The sequence below is a fragment of the Microbacterium aurugineum genome, from assembly GCF_023101205.1.
GTDB lineage: Bacteria > Actinomycetota > Actinomycetes > Actinomycetales > Microbacteriaceae > Microbacterium > Microbacterium aurugineum.
Genome location: NZ_CP078078.1, coordinates 858455 through 875148, shown reverse-complemented (window position 1 = coordinate 875148; position 16694 = coordinate 858455). Strand labels below are relative to the sequence as shown.

Annotated in this window: 19 protein-coding genes and 2 tRNA genes; 5 read left to right on the top strand and 16 right to left on the bottom strand. The window is 68.8% G+C overall.

Annotated elements, in window-relative coordinates; all coding sequences use genetic code 11:
* Positions 1 to 65 precede the first annotated feature (65 nt).
* Positions 66 to 725: a fasciclin domain-containing protein gene (locus KV397_RS04295; RefSeq protein WP_248541178.1), complete on the top strand. Its 660-nt coding sequence runs from the start codon at positions 66 to 68 to the stop codon at positions 723 to 725.
* A gap of 139 nt (positions 726 to 864) precedes the next feature.
* A tRNA-Lys gene (locus KV397_RS04290) sits at positions 865 to 937 on the top strand.
* Between the two features lie 26 nt (positions 938 to 963).
* On the opposite strand, the gene KV397_RS04285 is transcribed toward KV397_RS04290, so the two are convergent.
* The gene (locus KV397_RS04285; RefSeq protein WP_261812247.1) at positions 964 to 1416 is read right to left on the bottom strand and encodes a hypothetical protein; all 453 of its coding nucleotides are present in this window, start codon (positions 1414 to 1416) and stop codon (positions 964 to 966) included.
* A 172-nt stretch (positions 1417 to 1588) separates the two neighbouring features.
* Between KV397_RS04285 and KV397_RS04280 the strand changes: the two genes are divergently transcribed.
* A complete protein-coding gene (locus KV397_RS04280; RefSeq protein WP_047521566.1) occupies positions 1589 to 2134 on the top strand; it encodes a type 1 glutamine amidotransferase domain-containing protein in 546 nt (181 codons plus the stop codon).
* Positions 2135 to 2164: 30 nt separating this feature from the next.
* Here the strand turns inward: KV397_RS04280 and KV397_RS04275 are convergent, their stop codons facing one another.
* Entirely contained in the window at positions 2165 to 2680 is a 516-nt protein-coding gene (locus KV397_RS04275; protein ID WP_261812246.1) for a CGNR zinc finger domain-containing protein, read from the bottom strand.
* Between the two features lie 25 nt (positions 2681 to 2705).
* Here KV397_RS04275 and KV397_RS04270 point away from each other — a divergent pair, with 25 nt between their 5' ends.
* Positions 2706 to 2921 (top strand): hypothetical protein, encoded by a 216-nt coding sequence (locus KV397_RS04270; protein WP_248570151.1) that lies wholly within the window; start codon positions 2706 to 2708, stop codon positions 2919 to 2921.
* A gap of 17 nt (positions 2922 to 2938) precedes the next feature.
* On the opposite strand, the gene KV397_RS04265 is transcribed toward KV397_RS04270, so the two are convergent.
* From KV397_RS04265 to KV397_RS04210, 12 genes are all read right to left on the bottom strand, one after another.
* Positions 2939 to 3472, bottom strand: a complete 534-nt coding sequence (locus KV397_RS04265) for a DUF1697 domain-containing protein (RefSeq protein ID WP_261812245.1) — start codon at positions 3470 to 3472, stop codon at positions 2939 to 2941.
* Positions 3469 to 4050, bottom strand: a complete 582-nt coding sequence (locus KV397_RS04260; RefSeq protein WP_261812244.1) for an isochorismatase family protein — start codon at positions 4048 to 4050, stop codon at positions 3469 to 3471. Before KV397_RS04260 ends, KV397_RS04265 begins: the two co-directional genes overlap by 4 nt.
* Before the next feature lie 66 nt (positions 4051 to 4116).
* Positions 4117 to 4189, bottom strand: a tRNA-Thr gene (locus KV397_RS04255).
* A 69-nt stretch (positions 4190 to 4258) separates the two neighbouring features.
* Positions 4259 to 5812, bottom strand: coding sequence for an alpha/beta hydrolase (locus KV397_RS04250; RefSeq protein WP_261812243.1), 1554 nt, complete (start codon positions 5810 to 5812; stop codon positions 4259 to 4261).
* The gene (locus tag KV397_RS04245; protein ID WP_131491412.1) at positions 5809 to 6966 is read right to left on the bottom strand and encodes a DNA polymerase III subunit delta'; all 1158 of its coding nucleotides are present in this window, start codon (positions 6964 to 6966) and stop codon (positions 5809 to 5811) included. Before KV397_RS04245 ends, KV397_RS04250 begins: the two co-directional genes overlap by 4 nt.
* 71 nt (positions 6967 to 7037) lie before the next feature.
* Positions 7038 to 7667 carry a dTMP kinase gene (gene tmk, locus KV397_RS04240; protein WP_131491411.1) on the bottom strand — a complete coding sequence of 210 codons (630 nt, stop codon included), beginning with the start codon at positions 7665 to 7667 and terminating at the stop codon, positions 7038 to 7040.
* Positions 7664 to 10540, bottom strand: a complete 2877-nt coding sequence (topA, locus tag KV397_RS04235) for a type I DNA topoisomerase (protein ID WP_261812242.1) — start codon at positions 10538 to 10540, stop codon at positions 7664 to 7666. Before topA ends, tmk begins: the two co-directional genes overlap by 4 nt.
* A gap of 77 nt (positions 10541 to 10617) precedes the next feature.
* Positions 10618 to 10947 (bottom strand): helicase, encoded by a 330-nt coding sequence (locus KV397_RS04230; protein ID WP_261812241.1) that lies wholly within the window; start codon positions 10945 to 10947, stop codon positions 10618 to 10620.
* A complete protein-coding gene (locus tag KV397_RS04225) occupies positions 10947 to 11318 on the bottom strand; it encodes a TadE family type IV pilus minor pilin (RefSeq protein ID WP_261812240.1) in 372 nt (123 codons plus the stop codon). The genes KV397_RS04230 and KV397_RS04225 overlap by 1 nt, the downstream gene beginning before the upstream one ends.
* Positions 11319 to 11332: 14 nt before the next feature.
* A complete protein-coding gene (locus KV397_RS04220) occupies positions 11333 to 11530 on the bottom strand; it encodes a DUF4244 domain-containing protein (protein ID WP_047521780.1) in 198 nt (65 codons plus the stop codon).
* 56 nt (positions 11531 to 11586) lie between these two features.
* Positions 11587 to 12489 (bottom strand): type II secretion system F family protein, encoded by a 903-nt coding sequence (locus KV397_RS04215; protein ID WP_194239282.1) that lies wholly within the window; start codon positions 12487 to 12489, stop codon positions 11587 to 11589.
* Positions 12483 to 13484 carry a TadA family conjugal transfer-associated ATPase gene (locus KV397_RS04210; protein ID WP_261812239.1) on the bottom strand — a complete coding sequence of 334 codons (1002 nt, stop codon included), beginning with the start codon at positions 13482 to 13484 and terminating at the stop codon, positions 12483 to 12485. Before KV397_RS04210 ends, KV397_RS04215 begins: the two co-directional genes overlap by 7 nt.
* A 402-nt stretch (positions 13485 to 13886) precedes the next feature.
* Between KV397_RS04210 and acs the strand changes: the two genes are divergently transcribed.
* Positions 13887 to 15854 (top strand): acetate--CoA ligase, encoded by a 1968-nt coding sequence (acs, locus tag KV397_RS04205; protein WP_131491406.1) that lies wholly within the window; start codon positions 13887 to 13889, stop codon positions 15852 to 15854.
* 79 nt (positions 15855 to 15933) lie between these two features.
* On the opposite strand, the gene KV397_RS04200 is transcribed toward acs, so the two are convergent.
* Together KV397_RS04200 and KV397_RS04195 are read right to left on the bottom strand one after the other, a co-directional pair.
* The gene (locus KV397_RS04200; RefSeq protein WP_131491405.1) at positions 15934 to 16392 is read right to left on the bottom strand and encodes a RidA family protein; all 459 of its coding nucleotides are present in this window, start codon (positions 16390 to 16392) and stop codon (positions 15934 to 15936) included.
* Positions 16389 to 16613 (bottom strand): hypothetical protein, encoded by a 225-nt coding sequence (locus KV397_RS04195; protein WP_047521785.1) that lies wholly within the window; start codon positions 16611 to 16613, stop codon positions 16389 to 16391. The genes KV397_RS04200 and KV397_RS04195 overlap by 4 nt, the downstream gene beginning before the upstream one ends.
* Positions 16614 to 16694 lie beyond the last annotated feature (81 nt).

The following is a 16694-nucleotide window of genomic DNA, read 5'->3' as shown; positions in this document are numbered from 1 at the left end:
GCAGGGGCTCCGAACAGCACTCGACGCCACGGAGAGGCCGTGGCTCAGTTCTGAAGGAGCTCGACATGTTCAGCACCAAGAAGAAGGTCACCGCGGCAATCACCCTCGGCCTGGCGAGCGCATTCCTGCTCTCGGCCTGTTCCATGGGCAGCGGCAGCACCACGGACGAGTCGTCCGAGCCGAAGGCACCGGAGACGTCGGAGTCGACGCCGACGGAGATGGACCCGGCGGCGAACCTGGTCGGTCCCGGCTGCGCGGCATACGCCGACGCCGTGCCGGACGGCGCAGGATCCGTCGAGGGCATGGCCCAGGACCCGGTCGCGGTCGCAGCCTCGAACAACCCGCTGCTGACCACGCTGGTTTCGGCGGTGAGCGGACAGCTCAACCCCGACGTCGACCTGGTCGACACCCTGAACGGCGGCGAGTTCACCGTGTTCGCACCGGTGGATGACGCCTTCGCGAAGATCGACCCGGCCACGATCGAGGCCCTCAAGACCGACAGCGCCACGCTGAGCTCGATCCTGACCTACCACGTGGTCCCCGGCCAGATCGAGCCGGCCGACATCGACGGCATGCACAAGACCGTGCAGGGCGCCGAGCTCGAGGTCACGGGCAGCGGAGACGACCTGATGGTCAACGACGCGAAGGTCATCTGCGGTGGAGTCCAGACCGCGAACGCGACCGTGTACCTCATCGACACGGTCCTGATGCCCCCGGCATCCTAAGCCGGGCGCTGTCGGGTGGGAGGACACCCGACGCACGCCCTTCTCGGGAGTAGGGGGAGGATCCTGAGAAGGAGAGAAGGGCCGTCAGCGGAGTCATGTCGCTGACGGCCCTTCTTCTTGCGCACTAGACTTGACGCAGGGGCCTCTAGCTCAGTCGGCAGAGCATCGGACTTTTAATCCGCGGGTCGTGGGTTCGAGCCCCACGGGGCCCACCGCAGCACGAGCGCACCGAACCCGTTCAGGATTCGGCGTCGTGCACTCCTGCCAGCAGCTCGTCACGGATCTCGGCCACGCCGCTCGGCAGCGTCTCGCCTTCGAGGTCGAACACCGGAGCGTCCGGGGTGCCGCCGATCGCGCACACCGCGACACTGTCCTGGCCGTCCAGGGTCTTCGGGATCACGACGAACCAGAGCGACTGCCCGCCGAGCCACTCCGTGGTCGCCATGTCGGCGAAATAGGTCGCATCCGGCGCGAGACTCCGGGTCTTCTGCGTGCACAGTTCCACCAGTTGGGCGGTCGCGAATGCCGTCGCAGACTCGGTCGGCTGGGGTGTCGCCGTGTCGGTCGGAGATGACGTCGGCGAAGGCGAGGCGGTCGACGCGGTCGGCGAGGGGCTCGGCGCGGGCTCAGGAGCGCAGCCAGCGAGCAGCACGAGCACCGGCACGAGGACGAGGGCAGAACGGAAGCGCATGGCTGGATGCTACTGCCTCCCCACTCCGATCCGACGGGAGCGCTCCGCGACCGCCCGACTCCGCCTCTAGCATCCTGCCCCGCTCCCCGGCCACCCCCTTCACTCCTCGCTCGTTCCGGGAGAGGGTCGACTCGTCCGCATCCGCGGGCGACTCCCCACGAAAGGATGAACGATGACCCTCACCGGCAACCGAGTGGCGTTCCTGGCGACCGACGGATTCGAGGACAGCGAGCTCACCAGCCCGTGGGAGGCGGTCACCGCCGCGGGCGCGAGCGCGACACTGATCGCCCCGGCGGGAGCGGCGATCACAGGGAAGAACGGTCACGAGCAAGCCGTCGACCTGCTCGCCTCCGAGGCGGCGGCCGACAGCTTCGACGCCCTCGTCCTTCCCGGCGGTGTCGTCAACGCCGACCACCTGCGCCTCGACAAGCCGTCGATCGCGCTCGCCCGCGCCTTCTTCGACCAGCACAAGCCCGTCGGCGTGATCTGCCACGGCGCCTGGATCCTCATCGAGGCGGACGTCGTGGACGGCCGGACGCTCACGAGCTACCCGAGCCTGACCACCGACCTCCGCAATGCCGGAGCGACCTGGGTCGACGAAGAGGTCATCGTGGACGAAGGACTCGTCTCCAGCCGCACACCCGACGATCTCCCGGCCTTCAACGCGAAGCTCGTCGAGGAGATCGGCGAGGGGAAGCACGCAGGCCAGACGGCCTGATTCCGCGCCTCTGAGGCCGAGACCTCGACCTCAGAGGCGAGCCCGATGCCGACGGACGGCCGCACGGTTGGCGCAGCGCACGGAGCAGAACCGCTGGCTACCGTTGCGCGTCACGTCCGCCACGACATTCGTGCACGGCGCGGCCTGGCAGCGCCCGAGCCTGCTCATTCCCCGGGTGACGAGATGCAGCGACGTGCCGAGGCTGATGATCGCCCGGAGCACGTAGGGCAGCGACGGCACGTCATCGCGGTAGTGCAGGTGCCAGCCCTCGCCGTCGTGGTTGGTCAGCCGCGGGTACGCGGCGGCGGCGGCGAGCTGTGCGTTCAGCAGCAGCGCCCTCGCGTCGGCATCGGGCTCGTCGACGATCGCGAGCCAGTCGTCGATGACCGCTCGGACTTCCGCATGGTCCTCGGGCGCCGGCGGGAATGTCTGCGTCATCCCGAGGGCGAGGGTGCGCTCCTCGATGCCGGCGCGATCCTCGGGCCAGTCGTTCGCCAACGACGCGGCCAGCAGGACCGCATACTCGCCGTAAGGGTTGAGATGCATAAGACCATTACATCACGCTGGATGCATGACCTCGCCGAACACCCTCCCGATCCCCCGCCTCCGACCGGAGACCGCGACCCATGAACACGGCTGGCGGGTGGAATCCCGACACCCGACGAGCGAGGGCGTCGTGCTCTACGTGCGCTGTGCGGACTGCGGATCCCGACGTGTCGACCTGCAGGCGCACCCTCACACACCGCCGGTCGGGGTGAGCGCGGAACTCGGTGGTGCAGGGCACTGAGGCTCAGACGTCGACGATCACGCGGCCAGCTCGATGAGCGTGCGGATCGTGCGGAGGTTGCGCGCTGTGCCCGCCACGCCGAGCGCACGGTCGAGCACCGCCTTCGTCAGCTTCGTGGAATGCACGCCACCTTCGCCGTAGTCGATCCACAGGTCGTCGTCGACGAGAGCGAGGCGCTCTGCAGGGAGCAGGCGTTCCTCCAACGCTCCGAGCGCACCACTCGCAGGCCGCCCCTCGAGGAACATCGCGTGCACGAAAGTCACATCCCCTTCGGGAAAGGGCTGCGCGGACTCCGACGAGACCAGCTGCTCATGGGTCCGATGGATCACGGGCGTGTCCACCCCGAACTCGCGCTGGATCACGGAACGGACAGCAGCGCGTGCGGCCTCGGGATCCGGTGGAGTCGCGCAGACGATGTTCCCGCTGGCGATGTAGGTGGAGATATCGGCGAGGTCCGTCTCGGCTGCCAGCACGTCGCGCAGCCGCCCCATCGGAACCCTGTTGCGCCCGCTGACGTTCACGGCCCGCAGCAGGAGGACGCTACGACTCACGCGTCCGCGCTCTGGACCAGTTCCGCGCCGGCATGCACGAGCTCGGCCAACGCGGTCTCACTCGCCTCCGGAGCGACCCCCGCGACGAGGTCGGTCAGGATGCGGACGTGGACACCGTGGGCGATCGCGTCGAGCGCTGACGCACGGACACAGTGATCCGTCGCGATCCCGACGACATCCGCGCTGAGCACGCCGGCCGCCGCCAGGACCTCACCGACGGTCTCCTGTGCTTCGGTCTCCCCCTCGAACATCGAGTAGGCGGGCTTGCCCTGACCCTTGCGGACGTGGTGGGTCACGGAATCGGTCACCAGGAGCGGATCGTAGTCGGCCCCCGGGGTCCCGGCGACGCAGTGCACCGGCCAGGAGTCGATGAAGTCCGGCGTCTCGGCGAAGTGACCGCCGTTGTCCCCCTCGGCGTCATGCCAGTCGCGGGAGGCGATGATCACCTCGTAGTCCGTGGCGTGCGCGGCGAGGTAGCCCGTGACGGCGGAGGCCACCGCATCACCGCCCACGACCTCGAGCGCACCGCCCTCGGTGAAGTCGTTCTGCACATCGACGATGAGAAGCGCTCTACTCATACTTCGAGGTTACGCCGTGGGGACGGGAAAGGCCCCGTGATGTTCTTCGCATCACGGGGCCTTCGGAGCCGCTTGTCAGAATCGAACTGACGACCTTTTCATTACGAGTGAAATGCTCTGCCGACTGAGCTAAAGCGGCGTGCGACGCGTGAGCGGCGCGATCACCGATATTACCCTGTCTCGCGCTCGCTCGCGAATCGGGCCGGTCTCACTCGCAGCGGAGGCCGTCTTCGGGCACCACGTCGTCGAGCAGGAACGCCTCGACCGCGTCGTCGACGCAGATGTTGCCCTTGTTGTAGCCGGTGTGCCCCTCGCCCACGCGAGTGATGAGAACGCCCTCCTCCAGTTGATCCGCGAGCGATTCGGACCACTCGTACGGGGTCGCCGGGTCGTTGGTCGTCCCGATCACCAGGATGGGTCCCGCACCTTCGGCCGTGATCTCACCCCGGGTTCCGGTCGGCGGATAGGGCCAGACCTCGCAGGAATCCGGACCGCTCCAATACGGCGCGATGGTCGGGGCACCCTCGGCGATCTTGGCATCGATGGCGGCTTCCGCGGCGGGGTCGTCCTCCACTGGGTAGTCCATGCAGTTGTATGCGCGGAACGCCTCGGTGGAGTTGTCGATGTAGACGCCGTCTTCGCGGCTGTTGTAGAAGTCGGCGAGGAGGAACGCCGAGGTCGGGTCGCCCTGCAGAGCCTCATCGAGCGCCTGCGTGAGGAATCCCCAGTTGTCCTGCGAATAGAGCGCCGCGATGATGCCCGTCAGCAGGGTGTCCGCGCCCATGAGTCGACCGTCTCCGCTCTGCAACGGCGTGCGATCGACGCTCGCCAGCAGCGCTCCGAGATCGGCCATCGCTTCATCGACCGTTCCGGCGAACGGGCACTCCCCGGAGTCGAGGCAGCTCTGCATGTAGGCGCGCAGCGCCGATTCGAAACCGAGTGCCTGCGTCGCGCCGACCTCGAGGCCGGGGACAGCGGGATCGATCGCACCGTCGAGCACCAGACGCCCGGCCTTCTCGGGGTAGAGCTTGGCGTAGGTCGCGCCGAGGAATGTGCCGTACGAGTAGCCGAGGTAGTTCAGCTGCTTGTCGCCCAGCACGGCACGGATCAGATCCATGTCGCGGGCGGCGTTGACGGTGGTGACGTAGGGCAGGATCCCGCCGCTGTTCGCATCGCACGCTTCGGCGAACGATTTATGCGCGTCGAGCAGTTCGGCCTCCCACTCCGCGGTACCGCGGGCGGCGGCGGGGATGCCGTAGAGGTAGTCGTCCATCTCGGGGGCGTCGTAGCAGGTCACCGCGGTCGAGTCGCCGACTCCGCGCGGGTCGAAGCCGATCACATCGAAGTTCTCGATGAGGTCGGCCCCGACGGCGAATCCGAGGTTGTTCAGGACGAGGTCCACACCGCTGGCACCAGGGCCACCGGGGTTGGTCAGCAGCGAGCCGACCGGGGTCCCCTCCGCCCGGTGGCGCACGACCGCGAGCGTGATGTCGCCCGCTGCCGGGTTCTCCCAGTCGAGCGGAGCCGTGACGTCGGTGCAGTCGAAGCCGGTGCCGCACTCGGTCCAGGTCAATTCCTGCGAGTAGAACGGCAGCAGGTCTTCTGCCACACCCTCGGTATCGGGAGCGGCGGTCGTGGACGGCCGCGAGGACTGCTCGGGGATCATCGCGTAGAGGCAGCCGGAGAGGGCGACGGAAGCCGCGGCGAGGCCGGCGATGACCCCGAGGGCACGCCGGAAGCGGGAAGTCGATCGGTTGTTCACGGTTTCCTCCCGCTCGCGATCGTCACGAGCAAGCTCTCCAGGGCGAGCAGCGGAGCGACATTGCGCTCCAGGGACTGCCGCGTCTCGGCTAGGTGGTCAAGTACGACAAGAGTACGGGTCACGGGCCAGACGGCCGCGAGCTCCTCGAGTTCGGGACGGAGTTCTCGGTTGATGAGGTCGCCGCCACGGTCGAACTGCAGCATCACGACGTCACGGAACAGCGATTGCAGGTCGGTGAGCACCCGGTCGATCCCGTCGCGCAGACTCCGGGTGGCGCGCTTCTTCTGATCGTCTTCGAGCGCGGACAGCTGGGTGCGCAGCGCCGGCGGCACCGCCTGCCCCTCCGCGATGCCGATCGTGCGCAGCAGGGAGGCGCGTTCGCTCGCATCACGCTCGGCCGTGAGCGCCTTCGCATCCTCCGTCGCGGCCTGGATGATCCGGCCGGCGACCTCGACGGCATCGCCGACACCGCGTACACCGAGGACGGATCGCAGCGTCTCGTCGCGGCGACGGCGCGCCGCATCGTCGGTCGCGAGCCTCTGGGCCATGCCGATGTGGCGCTGCGCGTGCCGAGCGGCCTGCTCGGCGATGGCCTCGTCCGCCCCCGTGCGCAGGCTGATGAGACGCGCGACATCGTCGACGTCCGGTTCCGTCAGCCGCAACGACCGCACGCGAGAGCGGATCGTGGGCAGGAGGTCGGCCTCGCTGGGGGCGCACAGGATCCAGACCGTCTGCTCCGGCGGCTCCTCGAGCGCCTTCAGGAGCACGTTGGACGTGCGCTCGACCATGCGGTCGGCGTCTTCGACCACGATCACGCGATATCGCCCGGCGGAGGGGGCGAAGTAGGAGCGCTCCACCAGGCCTCGGGCCTCGGCGATCGTGATGATGACCTTGTCGGTGCGCAGCGCGGTGACGTCGGGATGCGTGCCCGCCAGCACTTGCCGCATCACGTTCTCGTCGTCGGGGTGATCGGCAATCAGCGCGGCCGCGAAGGCATAGGCCAGGGTCGATCTTCCTGATCCGGGTGGACCGGTGATCAGCCAGGCGTGCGACAGCGCGGCGGGATCGGAGGCGGCGGCACGGAGCGTGTCGACCGCGGCGTCCTGCCCCCACACATCCACCCACGGGAAGGGAGCGGGAACGGTCTGGGGCATGTACTCAGCCTAATCGGGACCACCGACCTCGTCGGGACCCTGACCTCCCCGCGCGGAGAGCCGCGGCCTGATCAGCCGAGCAGCTCTCCGACCCGCGCGCGGATCCGTTCGACGATGCTCTCGGGAGAGGCAGCGGCGTCCAGAACCAGGAACCTGTCGGGCTCGGCGTCGGCGAGCGCGAGGTAGGCATCGCGGACCCGGCCGTGGAACTCTTCCTGCTCGGCCTCGAGGCGGTCGAACGGCTTGTCCGCCGAGTCGAGACGGGTGCGTGCTGCCGCGGGATCGAGGTCGAGAAGCACGGTCAAGTCGGGAAGGGCACCTTCCGCGGCCCAGAGCGACAGGTCGCGGATCTCTTTCGCATCGAGCACGCGCCCGGCTCCCTGATACGCCACGGACGAATCGAGGTAGCGGTCCTGCAGCACGACGTCGCCACGCTCGAGCGCCGGTCGCACGACGGTCGCGACGTGATGCGCACGGTCGGCCGCGTACAGCAGCGCCTCCGCGCGCGGCGCGATGTCACCACGGTGATGCAGCACGATGTCACGGATCAGCTGGCCGACCTCGGAGCCGCCCGGTTCCCGCGTGCGCACGACCGTGCGACCCGCAGCCACGAGCCACTCGGCGAGCAGGTTCGACTGCGTGGTCTTGCCGGACCCGTCGCCGCCTTCGAGTGTGATCCACACCCCGCGGCCTGAGGTCACGAGTCCGCCTTCTCGGCGGCCTTCGCGGCCGCGTTCGCCGCACGGGTGGCCGCCGCCTTCTTCGCCGCCGCCGACCGCGCGGCCGATGTCGCCGCTGTCGTCTTCTTCGCCGGGGCCTTCTTCGCCGGGGCCTTCTTCGCGGGAGCCTTCTTCGCGGAGGTCGCCTTGGCCGCCGCCTTCTTGGCTGGCGCCTTCTTCGCCGGAGCCTTCTTCGCTGCTCCCCGCTTGGGGGCCGGCCCCTTGGCGCGCTTGTCGGCGAGCATCTGCACCGCGATCTCGAAGGTGATGTCTTCGACGGTCTGACCACGCGGGATGGTCACGTTGGTCTCTCCGTCGGTGACGTACGCCCCGAAACGACCGTCGCGAATGCGGATCGGCTTGCCGCTGACGGGATCGGCCTCGAACTCGGCGAGCGCGCTCGACGCCCGTCGACCGGCACCGTATTTCGGCTGCGCGTAGATCTCGAGCGCCTGCTCGAGCGTGATGCTGAAGATCTGCGACTCGCTCTCGAGGGAGCGGGAGTCGGTGCCCTTCTTCAAGTACGGACCGAAGCGGCCGTTCTGCGCCGTGATCTCATCACCGGATTCCGGGTCGACACCCACCACGCGCGGGAGGCTGAGCAGCTGCAGCGCCGTGTCGAGGTCGATCTCATCGACGGACATCGAACGGAAGAGCGATGCCGTCCGCGGCTTGGGTGCCGCGTCCTTCTTCGCTCCGCGCTTCGGCTTCGGGGCCTCGACGACCTCTCCGGTCGCTTCATCGATCGCGGCGTCTTCCGCCACCGGATCGTTCTCCTGCACATAAGGCCCGAAGCGGCCGTCCTTGACGACGACGATCTTGCCGTTCGCCGGGTTCTCCCCGAGCACACGGTCGCCCGCGACAGGAGCATCGATGAGCTCCTGTGCCTTCTCCGCTGTCAGCTCGTCGGGCGCCAGCTCCTCCGGCACGTTCACGATGCGCGGCTTCGCCTCCGGGTTCTCGGGGTCGGCGACCTCGAGGTACGGGCCGTACTTGCCGAAGCGGAGAGTGGCCGTGTCGGTGATGCGCGTGGAGTTCAGCGCACGCGCATCGATCTCGCCGAGGTTGTCGACGACCTGACGGAGACCGACGTGCGAGTCCGAGCCGAAGTAGAACGACTTGAGCCATTCGACACGGTTCTGTTCACCGCGCGCGATGGTGTCGAGGTCGTCTTCGAGCGCTGCCGTGAAGTCGTAGTCGACGAGGTCCGCGAAATGCTCTTCGAGCAGACGCACCACGCTGAACGCCAGCCACGTCGGCACCAGGGCCTGGCCGCGCTTGACGGCGTAGCCGCGGTCGAGGATCGTCTCGGGGATCGACGCGAAAGTGGAGGGACGACCGATGCCCTTCTCCTCGAGCACCTTGACGAGCGAAGCCTCGGTGTAGCGCGGCTTCGGCGTGGTGCGGTGGCCCTTCGCCTCAGCGTCCGACACCGCGAGCTGATCGCCCACGGCGACGGCCGGGAGCGACTGGTTCTCTGCGGCATCCGCGTCACCGCGCTTCTCGTCCCGCCCCTCCTCGTAGGCCTCGAGGAAGCCCTTGAAGGTGTAGACGGTTCCGGACGCCGTGAACTCGGCCTTCTTCCCCGCGGCATCGACGGCGATGGTGACCGTGGTGGTCTCGTACTTCGCGTCGGCCATCTGGCTGGCAACCGTGCGCTTCCAGATGAGGTCGTAGAGGCGCTGCTCATCGCGATCGAGCTCGGACGACAGCGATGCCGGCGTCCGGAAGTTGTCGCCCGAGGGACGGATGGCCTCGTGCGCCTCCTGCGCGTTCTTGCTCTTGGACTTGTAGACCCGCGGCTTCAGCGGCACGGCGGCATCACCGTAGAGGGCCACCGCCTGGCTCCGCGCCGCCTGCACCGCCTGGGTGCTCAGCGACGTGGAGTCGGTACGCATATAGGTGATGTACCCCTTCTCGTACAGCCGCTGGGCGACACCCATCGCCTGCTTGGCTCCCATGGAGAGCTTGCGCCCGGCCTCCTGCTGCATCGTCGAGGTCGTGAAGGGCGCGTAGGGGCTGCGCGTTCCCGGCTTGGCCTCGACCTTGGTGACGGAGCCGGAGCCGACCGCGTCGATCGCCTCGGCGAGAGCGGAAGCCGCGGCTTCATCGAGGACGACGACGGCCTTCTTGAGCTTCCCGTCGTCGTCGAAGTCGGCGCCTCGTGCGAGCTGGCCGCCGTCGACGCGGACGAGGCGGATCTTGAAGGACGTGCCGGTCGCCGCGGCTGCGGCGTCGACGTCCCAGTACTCGGCGGAGGTGAACGCCATGCGCTCACGCTCCCGGTCGACGATGAGTCGGGTCGCCGCCGACTGGACGCGTCCTGCGGAGATTCCGGTCTTGACCTTGTACCAGAGCACCGGGGAGACGTCCCAGCCGTACAGACGGTCGAGGATGCGGCGGGTCTCCTGGGCATCGACGAGGTCGTGGTCGAGCTCGCGGGTGTTGCCGACGGCCGCCTGGATCGCATCCTTGGTGATCTCATGGAAGACCATGCGCTTGACCGGGACCTTGGGCTTGAGGGTCTCCAGAAGGTGCCAGGCGATCGCCTCGCCTTCGCGGTCCTCATCTGTCGCGAGCAGGAGTTCGTCGGCACTCTTGAGGGCGCGCTTGAGCTCGGCGACCGTCTTGGTCTTGCGATCGGACACGACGTAGTACGGGTCGAACCCGTTGTCGATGTCGATCGAGTACTTCCCGTAGGCCTGCTTGTCCTCCGCCGGAATGTCCTTCTTGTCGGCGAGGTCGCGGATGTGGCCGACGGAGCTGAGCACCTCGTAGCCGTCGCCGAGGTATCCCTGAATAGACCGCATCTTCGTCGGGGACTCGACGATGACGAGCTTCTTGCCTTCAGCCAAGGGTGCGTCCTTTCTTCGAAGCACACCATACACACCACTGTGTGGGGTCATTCACAGTGAGCGAGGTCGCGCGGCCGTCACTGTCCCTCGGGTGGCCCGGCACGGGCTCGGGAGACGGCTGCGAGTCCAGCGTACGCCGCCTGCACCTCCACGGTCGCCACGAAGCCCTCCAGAACGCATCCGGTGAGGTCGGCACCGGCCGCCTCTGCGACCGTCGCGGCGAGGGCGCACGGCTCCGTCGAGGTCGGCACGGCGCCGCTGGCGGCATCGGCCGCGGCGAGTGCCGCGGCATCCGCAGCGGCCGCCGCCCGCTGCCCCGTCACCGAAGCACCGGCCACGGCCGCCAAGCCGAGGGACAGCGCGGCCGCCACGGCGAGGACGCCCGCAGCGAGCGCCGTGCCCGCCATCAGAGTCCTCCGTCGAGCGCGCAGCTCGACGCCCGCAAGGGCATCCGCACCGCCGCACCCCACGAGACCTCCACCGACGAGGTGACGCAGACGAGCTCACCGCGGCGCGACGCGGATACCCCGGCGCCGGGGACCGCCGCACGCACAACCCCCTCCGCGGCGCCGAGTCCTTCTCCCCGACCGAGCAGGCGAGCGGCATCGGCCGACGCATCCTGCAGCGCGACCTGACGCGACGCCGCTCCGAGCGCACCCGCGCCCAGCAGCAGCGCCAGCACCACAGCGGGCACGGCGAGCGCGAGCTCTGCCGCGACCGATCCCCGCTCTCCCCCGATGGTGATGAGCGATGTCGTCCGTCGTCGCCGCCGGGCCATGATCCGCAGCCTCCTCACGACACGGTCAGGGCGCGCCGCACGAGATCCGTCAGGATGCCGCGGACTTCATCGGATCTCATGATCACGACGAGGAGACCGGCGAACGCGACAGCCGCCATGGTCGTGATCGCGTACTCCGCTGTGGCCGCACCGGTGTCGTCGCCGAACAGCATCGCCGCCCTGCGCCGGTCGAGTCGGGGAATGGTCGTCATGGTGTTCCTTCTTTCTCTGAGATGTTCGTATGGAGGACGGATAGCCACGGGGGCGATCACAACGGCAAGGGTGTCGATGACAGGACGCTCAGGAGCATCGGGGCCACACCGAGCAGGAGGAACGCCGGCAGGGTGCACACTCCGAGAGGGATCAGGAGTCGTGTCGAGAGCTTCGCCGCGCGGAGACGGCCTCCGACCCGAGCGGCATGGCGGTCCTGCGCCGCGGACGCGCGGAGCAGTTCCACCGCGGGCACCCCCGCCGCTCGGGACAGATCGAGCACGGCGCGGATCCGCTCGTCACTCCCTCCGGAAGCGGAGCTGTCGTCCACGAGTGCAAGCGCCCGGTCGATGGACGCTCCTCCGGCGAGCGCGACGGCCACGAGTTCCGCGCGCATCCCTGGCGTGCCCGGCCCTGGCTTCGCCTGCCGCAGAAGTCCCTTCGTCCACTGTCGCGCCGCCAGCACCAGGAGCAGGCCCACGACCACGCACCCGGCGCCGAGGGGGTTGCCGACGATGACGCCGAGGGTGTCGAAGCCGAGCGCGAATCCGAGAAGGAGCCCCGCGAGCGGCATCCAGAGCAGCAGACGGGCTGTTCCGGCGGGTTCCGCGAGGGCGATGCGGACGTCGTCGGCTGCCGAGGCGGCATCGCGCAGCGACTCCGCGATGATCCGGAGCACCTCCGCGAGAGGTGCGCCGACGGTCGTCGCGATCTCCCACGCGGCTGCGAGATCGGTCCACGCCCCCCGCTCGGCTTCGATCGCCGAGAGGAGAGGGACGCCCTCGTCGACCCGCCCGACCACGGCCACCGCATGCGGGTCGCCGGTGCCTGCGAGATGTCGCCACGCAGTGAGAGGAACCGCGCCCGCCTGCAACAGCACCGCCAGCGTCTGCACCGATGTCGCGGCTTCCGCGGCGCCTGCCGACTCATTGCGGTGCGCCTGCCTGAGTCGGATCACCACGGAGACACCTCCTCGATATCCAGGCGATCGGCCACGAGCACGAGGCGACCGGCCTGGCGTATCCGACGGACACCATCCGGGGTTCGATCGAGATGGAGAACCACGGAGAACGCGCTCACCGCCTGCCGTGCGAGCGCGGTGGCATCCATTCCCGCGAGCGCACCGAGCGCCTCGAGTCGGGCGGGCACGTCGCGCAGACCGCTGGCGTGCATCGTGCCCGCTCCCCCGTCGTGCCCGGTGTTGAGCGCGCTGAGCAACTCACGCACCTCCTCCCCTCGACACTCCCCGACCACCAGCCGATCGGGCCGCATACGCAGGGACTCCCGCACCAGGCGAGCAAGGGTGATCCCGCCCGCCCCCTCCAGATTCGCCTGGCGGGCTTCGAGCGCGACGTGGTGCGGGTGCCGGGGACGCAACTCCGCCACATCCTCGATCGTGACGATGCGCTCGGTCGGCGGGACCTCGGAGAGCAGCGCGGACAGCAACGTCGTCTTTCCCGTTCCGGTGCCCCCGGTGATGAGGATGTTCGCCCGGTCGGCGACGAGCCCGAGCAGCCAGGCCTGCTGGCGCGCGTCGAAGGCGCCGACGGCGGCGAGCGCCGCGAGATCCGCCGCGCGCACCCTCGGGATGCGGATCGAGAGCGCCGTTCCCGTCGTCGAGACCGGCGCGAGCACGGCATGCACGCGGATGCCGGAAGCGAGACGGACGTCCACGCACGGCGCTTGATCATCGAGGTGTCGTCCGCCAAGACCGACGAGAGCGACCGCCAGATCCCTGACTTCTCGCTCGGAGGCCCGCCACTGCGTCGCCGGTTCCGCGCCGCTGCCGCGGTCGACGAACAGCCCGGCCGTGCCGTTCACGAAGACATCGGTCACGGTGTCGTCGATGTGGGCGAGAAGGGGACCGAACGCGGGATCGAGGTGCAAAGGGTCGAGGAGGGAGTCCGTCCGGGCGGAGGCCGCTCCCCGGGGCTGGATGACGAACGAATCGGGCATACAGCGACGCTAGGCGGCACCCCCGGCACGAGAACGTGGTCGAGTACGGGCGGAGCGAGGCCTGTGTAGAAGTGCCATCCGGCAACGCCCGTGCAGGAGTCGATCGGGCATCGCGGGAGCCGTCACGCGGGAGCGCTCCCAAACGAAATGGGCGACACCTCACGGGGGGAATGAGATGCCGCCCACGGTGGGCCACGATCGGGGGAATCGGGCGCACCAAGGCCGGAATGAGATCTCGGCTGTCGTCGAGTGTACGCAAGGCAACCGTCCTCACAAAACCGAAACCACTACCGACTTTCGGCAGTATTCGAGGGGAGTCCGCGGGGATAGATTCACCCTGACCTGGTCGTCCACCCCACGACCATGCTCGAACGACCGAATGCCGCAAAGGAGCGCCTGCCGATGAGCAGCCAGATCGACCACCTTCTCGATGAGACCCGGCGATTCCCGCCGTCGGAGGAATTCATCGCCCAGACCATCTCCTCGCCGGAGCTGTACGAGCGCGCCGCGGCTGATCGCGAGGCCTTCTGGGGAGAGCAGTCCCGCGAACTCGTGCACTGGCACAAGCCGTTCACGCAGGTGCTCGATTGGACGAATCCGCCGTTCGCGAAGTGGTTCGACGACGGCGAGCTGAATGTGGCGTACAACTGCCTCGACCGTCACGTCGAGGCCGGCAACGGCGACCGCGTCGCGCTGCACTGGGAAGGAGAGCCCGGCGACTCCCGCCGCATCACCTACGCCGAGCTGACCGACGAGGTCAAGCGTGTCGCCAACGTGCTCGAAGGGTTGGGAGTGGGGCAGGGCGACCGCGTCGCGATCTACCTGCCCATGATCCCCGAGGCGATCGCCTCGATGCTCGCGGTCGCGCGTCTCGGCGCCATCCACTCGGTCGTCTTCGGCGGATTCAGCGCCGACAGCCTGCGCTCACGCATCGACGACGCCGGAGCGAAGCTGGTGATCACGGCGGACGGCGGATACCGCAAGGGCCGTGTCTCGGCGCTCAAGCCCGCGGTCGACCAGGCACTGGCCGATCGGGGCGACGGTGAGCAGCAGACCGTCGAGCACGTGCTGGTCGTCAAGCGCGGCGAGAACGACGTCGACTGGGTCGAGGGCCGCGACGTCTGGTGGCACGACGTCGTCCCCGCAGCGTCGTCCGAGCACACCGCATCGGCGTTCCCGGCGGAGAACCCCCTCTTCATCCTGTACACCTCGGGGACCACCGGGAAGCCGAAGGGCATCCTGCACACCTCCGGCGGCTACCTCACCCAGGCGGCGTACTCGCACAAATACGTGTTCGACCTGCACCCCGAGACCGATGTCTTCTGGTGCACGGCTGACATCGGCTGGATCACCGGGCACAGCTACGTGGCCTACGGCCCGCTCGCGAACGGTGCGACCCAGGTGCTCTACGAAGGCACGCCGGACACCCCGCACCCCGGCCGCTGGTGGGAGATCATCGAGAAGTACAAGGTCTCCATCTTCTACACCGCGCCGACCGCGATCCGCTCCTTCATGAAGATCGGCCGCAGCGTCCCGCAGAAGTTCGACCTGTCGTCGCTGCGCCTGCTCGGCTCGGTCGGCGAACCCATCAACCCCGAGGCGTGGATGTGGTACCGCGACGTCATCGGCGCAGGCAAGACCCCGATCGTCGACACCTGGTGGCAGACCGAGACCGGAGCGATCATGGTCTCCGCCCTCCCCGGCGTCACCGAGACCAAGCCCGGGTCCGCCCAGGTGCCGCTGCCCGGGATCTCGATCGATGTGGTCGACGAGAGCGGTGTCGAAGTCGGCAACGGCAACGGCGGCCTGCTCGTCATCACGGAGCCCTGGCCGAGCATGCTGCGCGGAATCTGGGGCGACCCGGAGCGCTACCGCGAAACCTACTGGGAGAAGTTCGAGGACCAGGGCTACTACTTCGCCGGAGACGGGGCCCGCCTCGACGAGGACGGCGACCTGTGGCTGCTGGGGCGCGTCGACGACGTCATGAACGTGTCGGGCCACCGCCTGTCCACCGCCGAGATCGAATCGTCGCTGGTGGCGCACGAAGCCACCGCCGAGGCCGCCGTGGTCGGGGCATCGGATGAGACCACCGGGCAGGCCGTCGTGGCGTTCGTCATCATCAAGGAGAGCTACCTCGCGGCGCATGAGCCCGCCGGACTCGCCCAGCTGCTGCGGCTGTGGGTCGGCGAGCAGATCGGCGCCATCGCGCGTCCGCGTGACGTCTACATCGTCGGCGAACTCCCCAAGACGCGATCCGGCAAGATCATGCGCCGTCTGCTGCGCGATGTGGCCGAAGGCCGCGAGGTCGGTGACACGACGACCCTCGCCGACACCGCAGTGATGAGCATCATCTCGGCCCAGGTGAAGTAAGCCCCTGAAAGATCGAAAACGCGCCTCCCGGGCTTCCGGGAGGCGCGTTTTCGATCCCGCACGCGGGCGGGGCGGCGGGTCAAGCGAGGCGGAAGGCCACCTCGACCTCGACCGGACTGCCGAGGGGAAGCTCCGCGACGCCGACGGCTGCGCGGGCGTGGCGTCCGGCGTCCCCGAAGATCTCGCCGAGCACATCGCTGGCACCGTTGATGACCCCGGGCTGCCCGGTGAAGCCTTCGGCGGAGGCGACGAATCCGCCCACGCGCAGCACACCGGCGATGCGGTCGAGTCCACCCGCGGCATCCGCTGCCGCGGCGAGGGCGTTCAGCGCACAGGTCCGCGCGTAGGTCTTCGCATCCTCGGCGGAGACCTCCGCACCGACCTTGCCCACGGCGGGGAGCGCGCCTTCGACGAACGGCAGCTGGCCCGAGGTGTACACGAGCCCGCCGTGCACGACCGCGGGCACGTAGGCGGCCACCGGTGCGGCGACCGCGGGCAGCTCGATGCCGAGCTCGGCCAGGCGGGAAGCGACGGTCATGCCTGCTCCCCCTCGAACTGGCGGGCGGCCTGTTCCGCCGCAGCGAGGCCGGCGTTGGCAGAAGCCTCGGCCGTGACAGGGCGCTTGAGGTAGGCGACGAGCCCACCCTCGGGGCCCTGCACGACCTGGACGAGCTCCCAGCCCTGCTTGCCCCAGTTGTTGAGGATCGCGGCGGTGTTGTGGATGAGCAGCGGCGTGGTGAGGTACTCCCACGTGGTCATGGCACTCCTGTCGATCGGGGCGCGACGCCGTGATTCCGCGTCGGGCTCGTCAAAGGCGGTATTCAGGGAACTCCCCTACGA

What these genes read in the sequence shown, in the direction of transcription:
- KV397_RS04295 (WP_248541178.1), top strand. Translation starts at nt 66, where the DNA reads ATGTTCAGCACCAAGAAGAAGGTCACCGCGGCAATCACCCTCGGCCTG.
- KV397_RS04285 (WP_261812247.1), bottom strand. Translation starts at nt 1,416, where the DNA reads ATGCGCTTCCGTTCTGCCCTCGTCCTCGTGCCGGTGCTCGTGCTGCTC.
- KV397_RS04280 (WP_047521566.1), top strand. Translation starts at nt 1,589, where the DNA reads ATGACCCTCACCGGCAACCGAGTGGCGTTCCTGGCGACCGACGGATTC.
- KV397_RS04275 (WP_261812246.1), bottom strand. Translation starts at nt 2,680, where the DNA reads ATGCATCTCAACCCTTACGGCGAGTATGCGGTCCTGCTGGCCGCGTCG.
- KV397_RS04270 (WP_248570151.1), top strand. Translation starts at nt 2,706, where the DNA reads ATGACCTCGCCGAACACCCTCCCGATCCCCCGCCTCCGACCGGAGACC.
- KV397_RS04260 (WP_261812244.1), bottom strand. Translation starts at nt 4,050, where the DNA reads ATGAGTAGAGCGCTTCTCATCGTCGATGTGCAGAACGACTTCACCGAG.
- KV397_RS04245 (WP_131491412.1), bottom strand. Translation starts at nt 6,966, where the DNA reads ATGCCCCAGACCGTTCCCGCTCCCTTCCCGTGGGTGGATGTGTGGGGG.
- KV397_RS04230 (WP_261812241.1), bottom strand. Translation starts at nt 10,947, where the DNA reads ATGGCGGGCACGGCGCTCGCTGCGGGCGTCCTCGCCGTGGCGGCCGCG.
- KV397_RS04225 (WP_261812240.1), bottom strand. Translation starts at nt 11,318, where the DNA reads ATGGCCCGGCGGCGACGACGGACGACATCGCTCATCACCATCGGGGGA.
- KV397_RS04220 (WP_047521780.1), bottom strand. Translation starts at nt 11,530, where the DNA reads ATGACGACCATTCCCCGACTCGACCGGCGCAGGGCGGCGATGCTGTTC.
- KV397_RS04210 (WP_261812239.1), bottom strand. Translation starts at nt 13,484, where the DNA reads ATGCCCGATTCGTTCGTCATCCAGCCCCGGGGAGCGGCCTCCGCCCGG.
- acs (WP_131491406.1), top strand. Translation starts at nt 13,887, where the DNA reads ATGAGCAGCCAGATCGACCACCTTCTCGATGAGACCCGGCGATTCCCG.
- KV397_RS04200 (WP_131491405.1), bottom strand. Translation starts at nt 16,392, where the DNA reads ATGACCGTCGCTTCCCGCCTGGCCGAGCTCGGCATCGAGCTGCCCGCG.
- KV397_RS04195 (WP_047521785.1), bottom strand. Translation starts at nt 16,613, where the DNA reads ATGACCACGTGGGAGTACCTCACCACGCCGCTGCTCATCCACAACACC.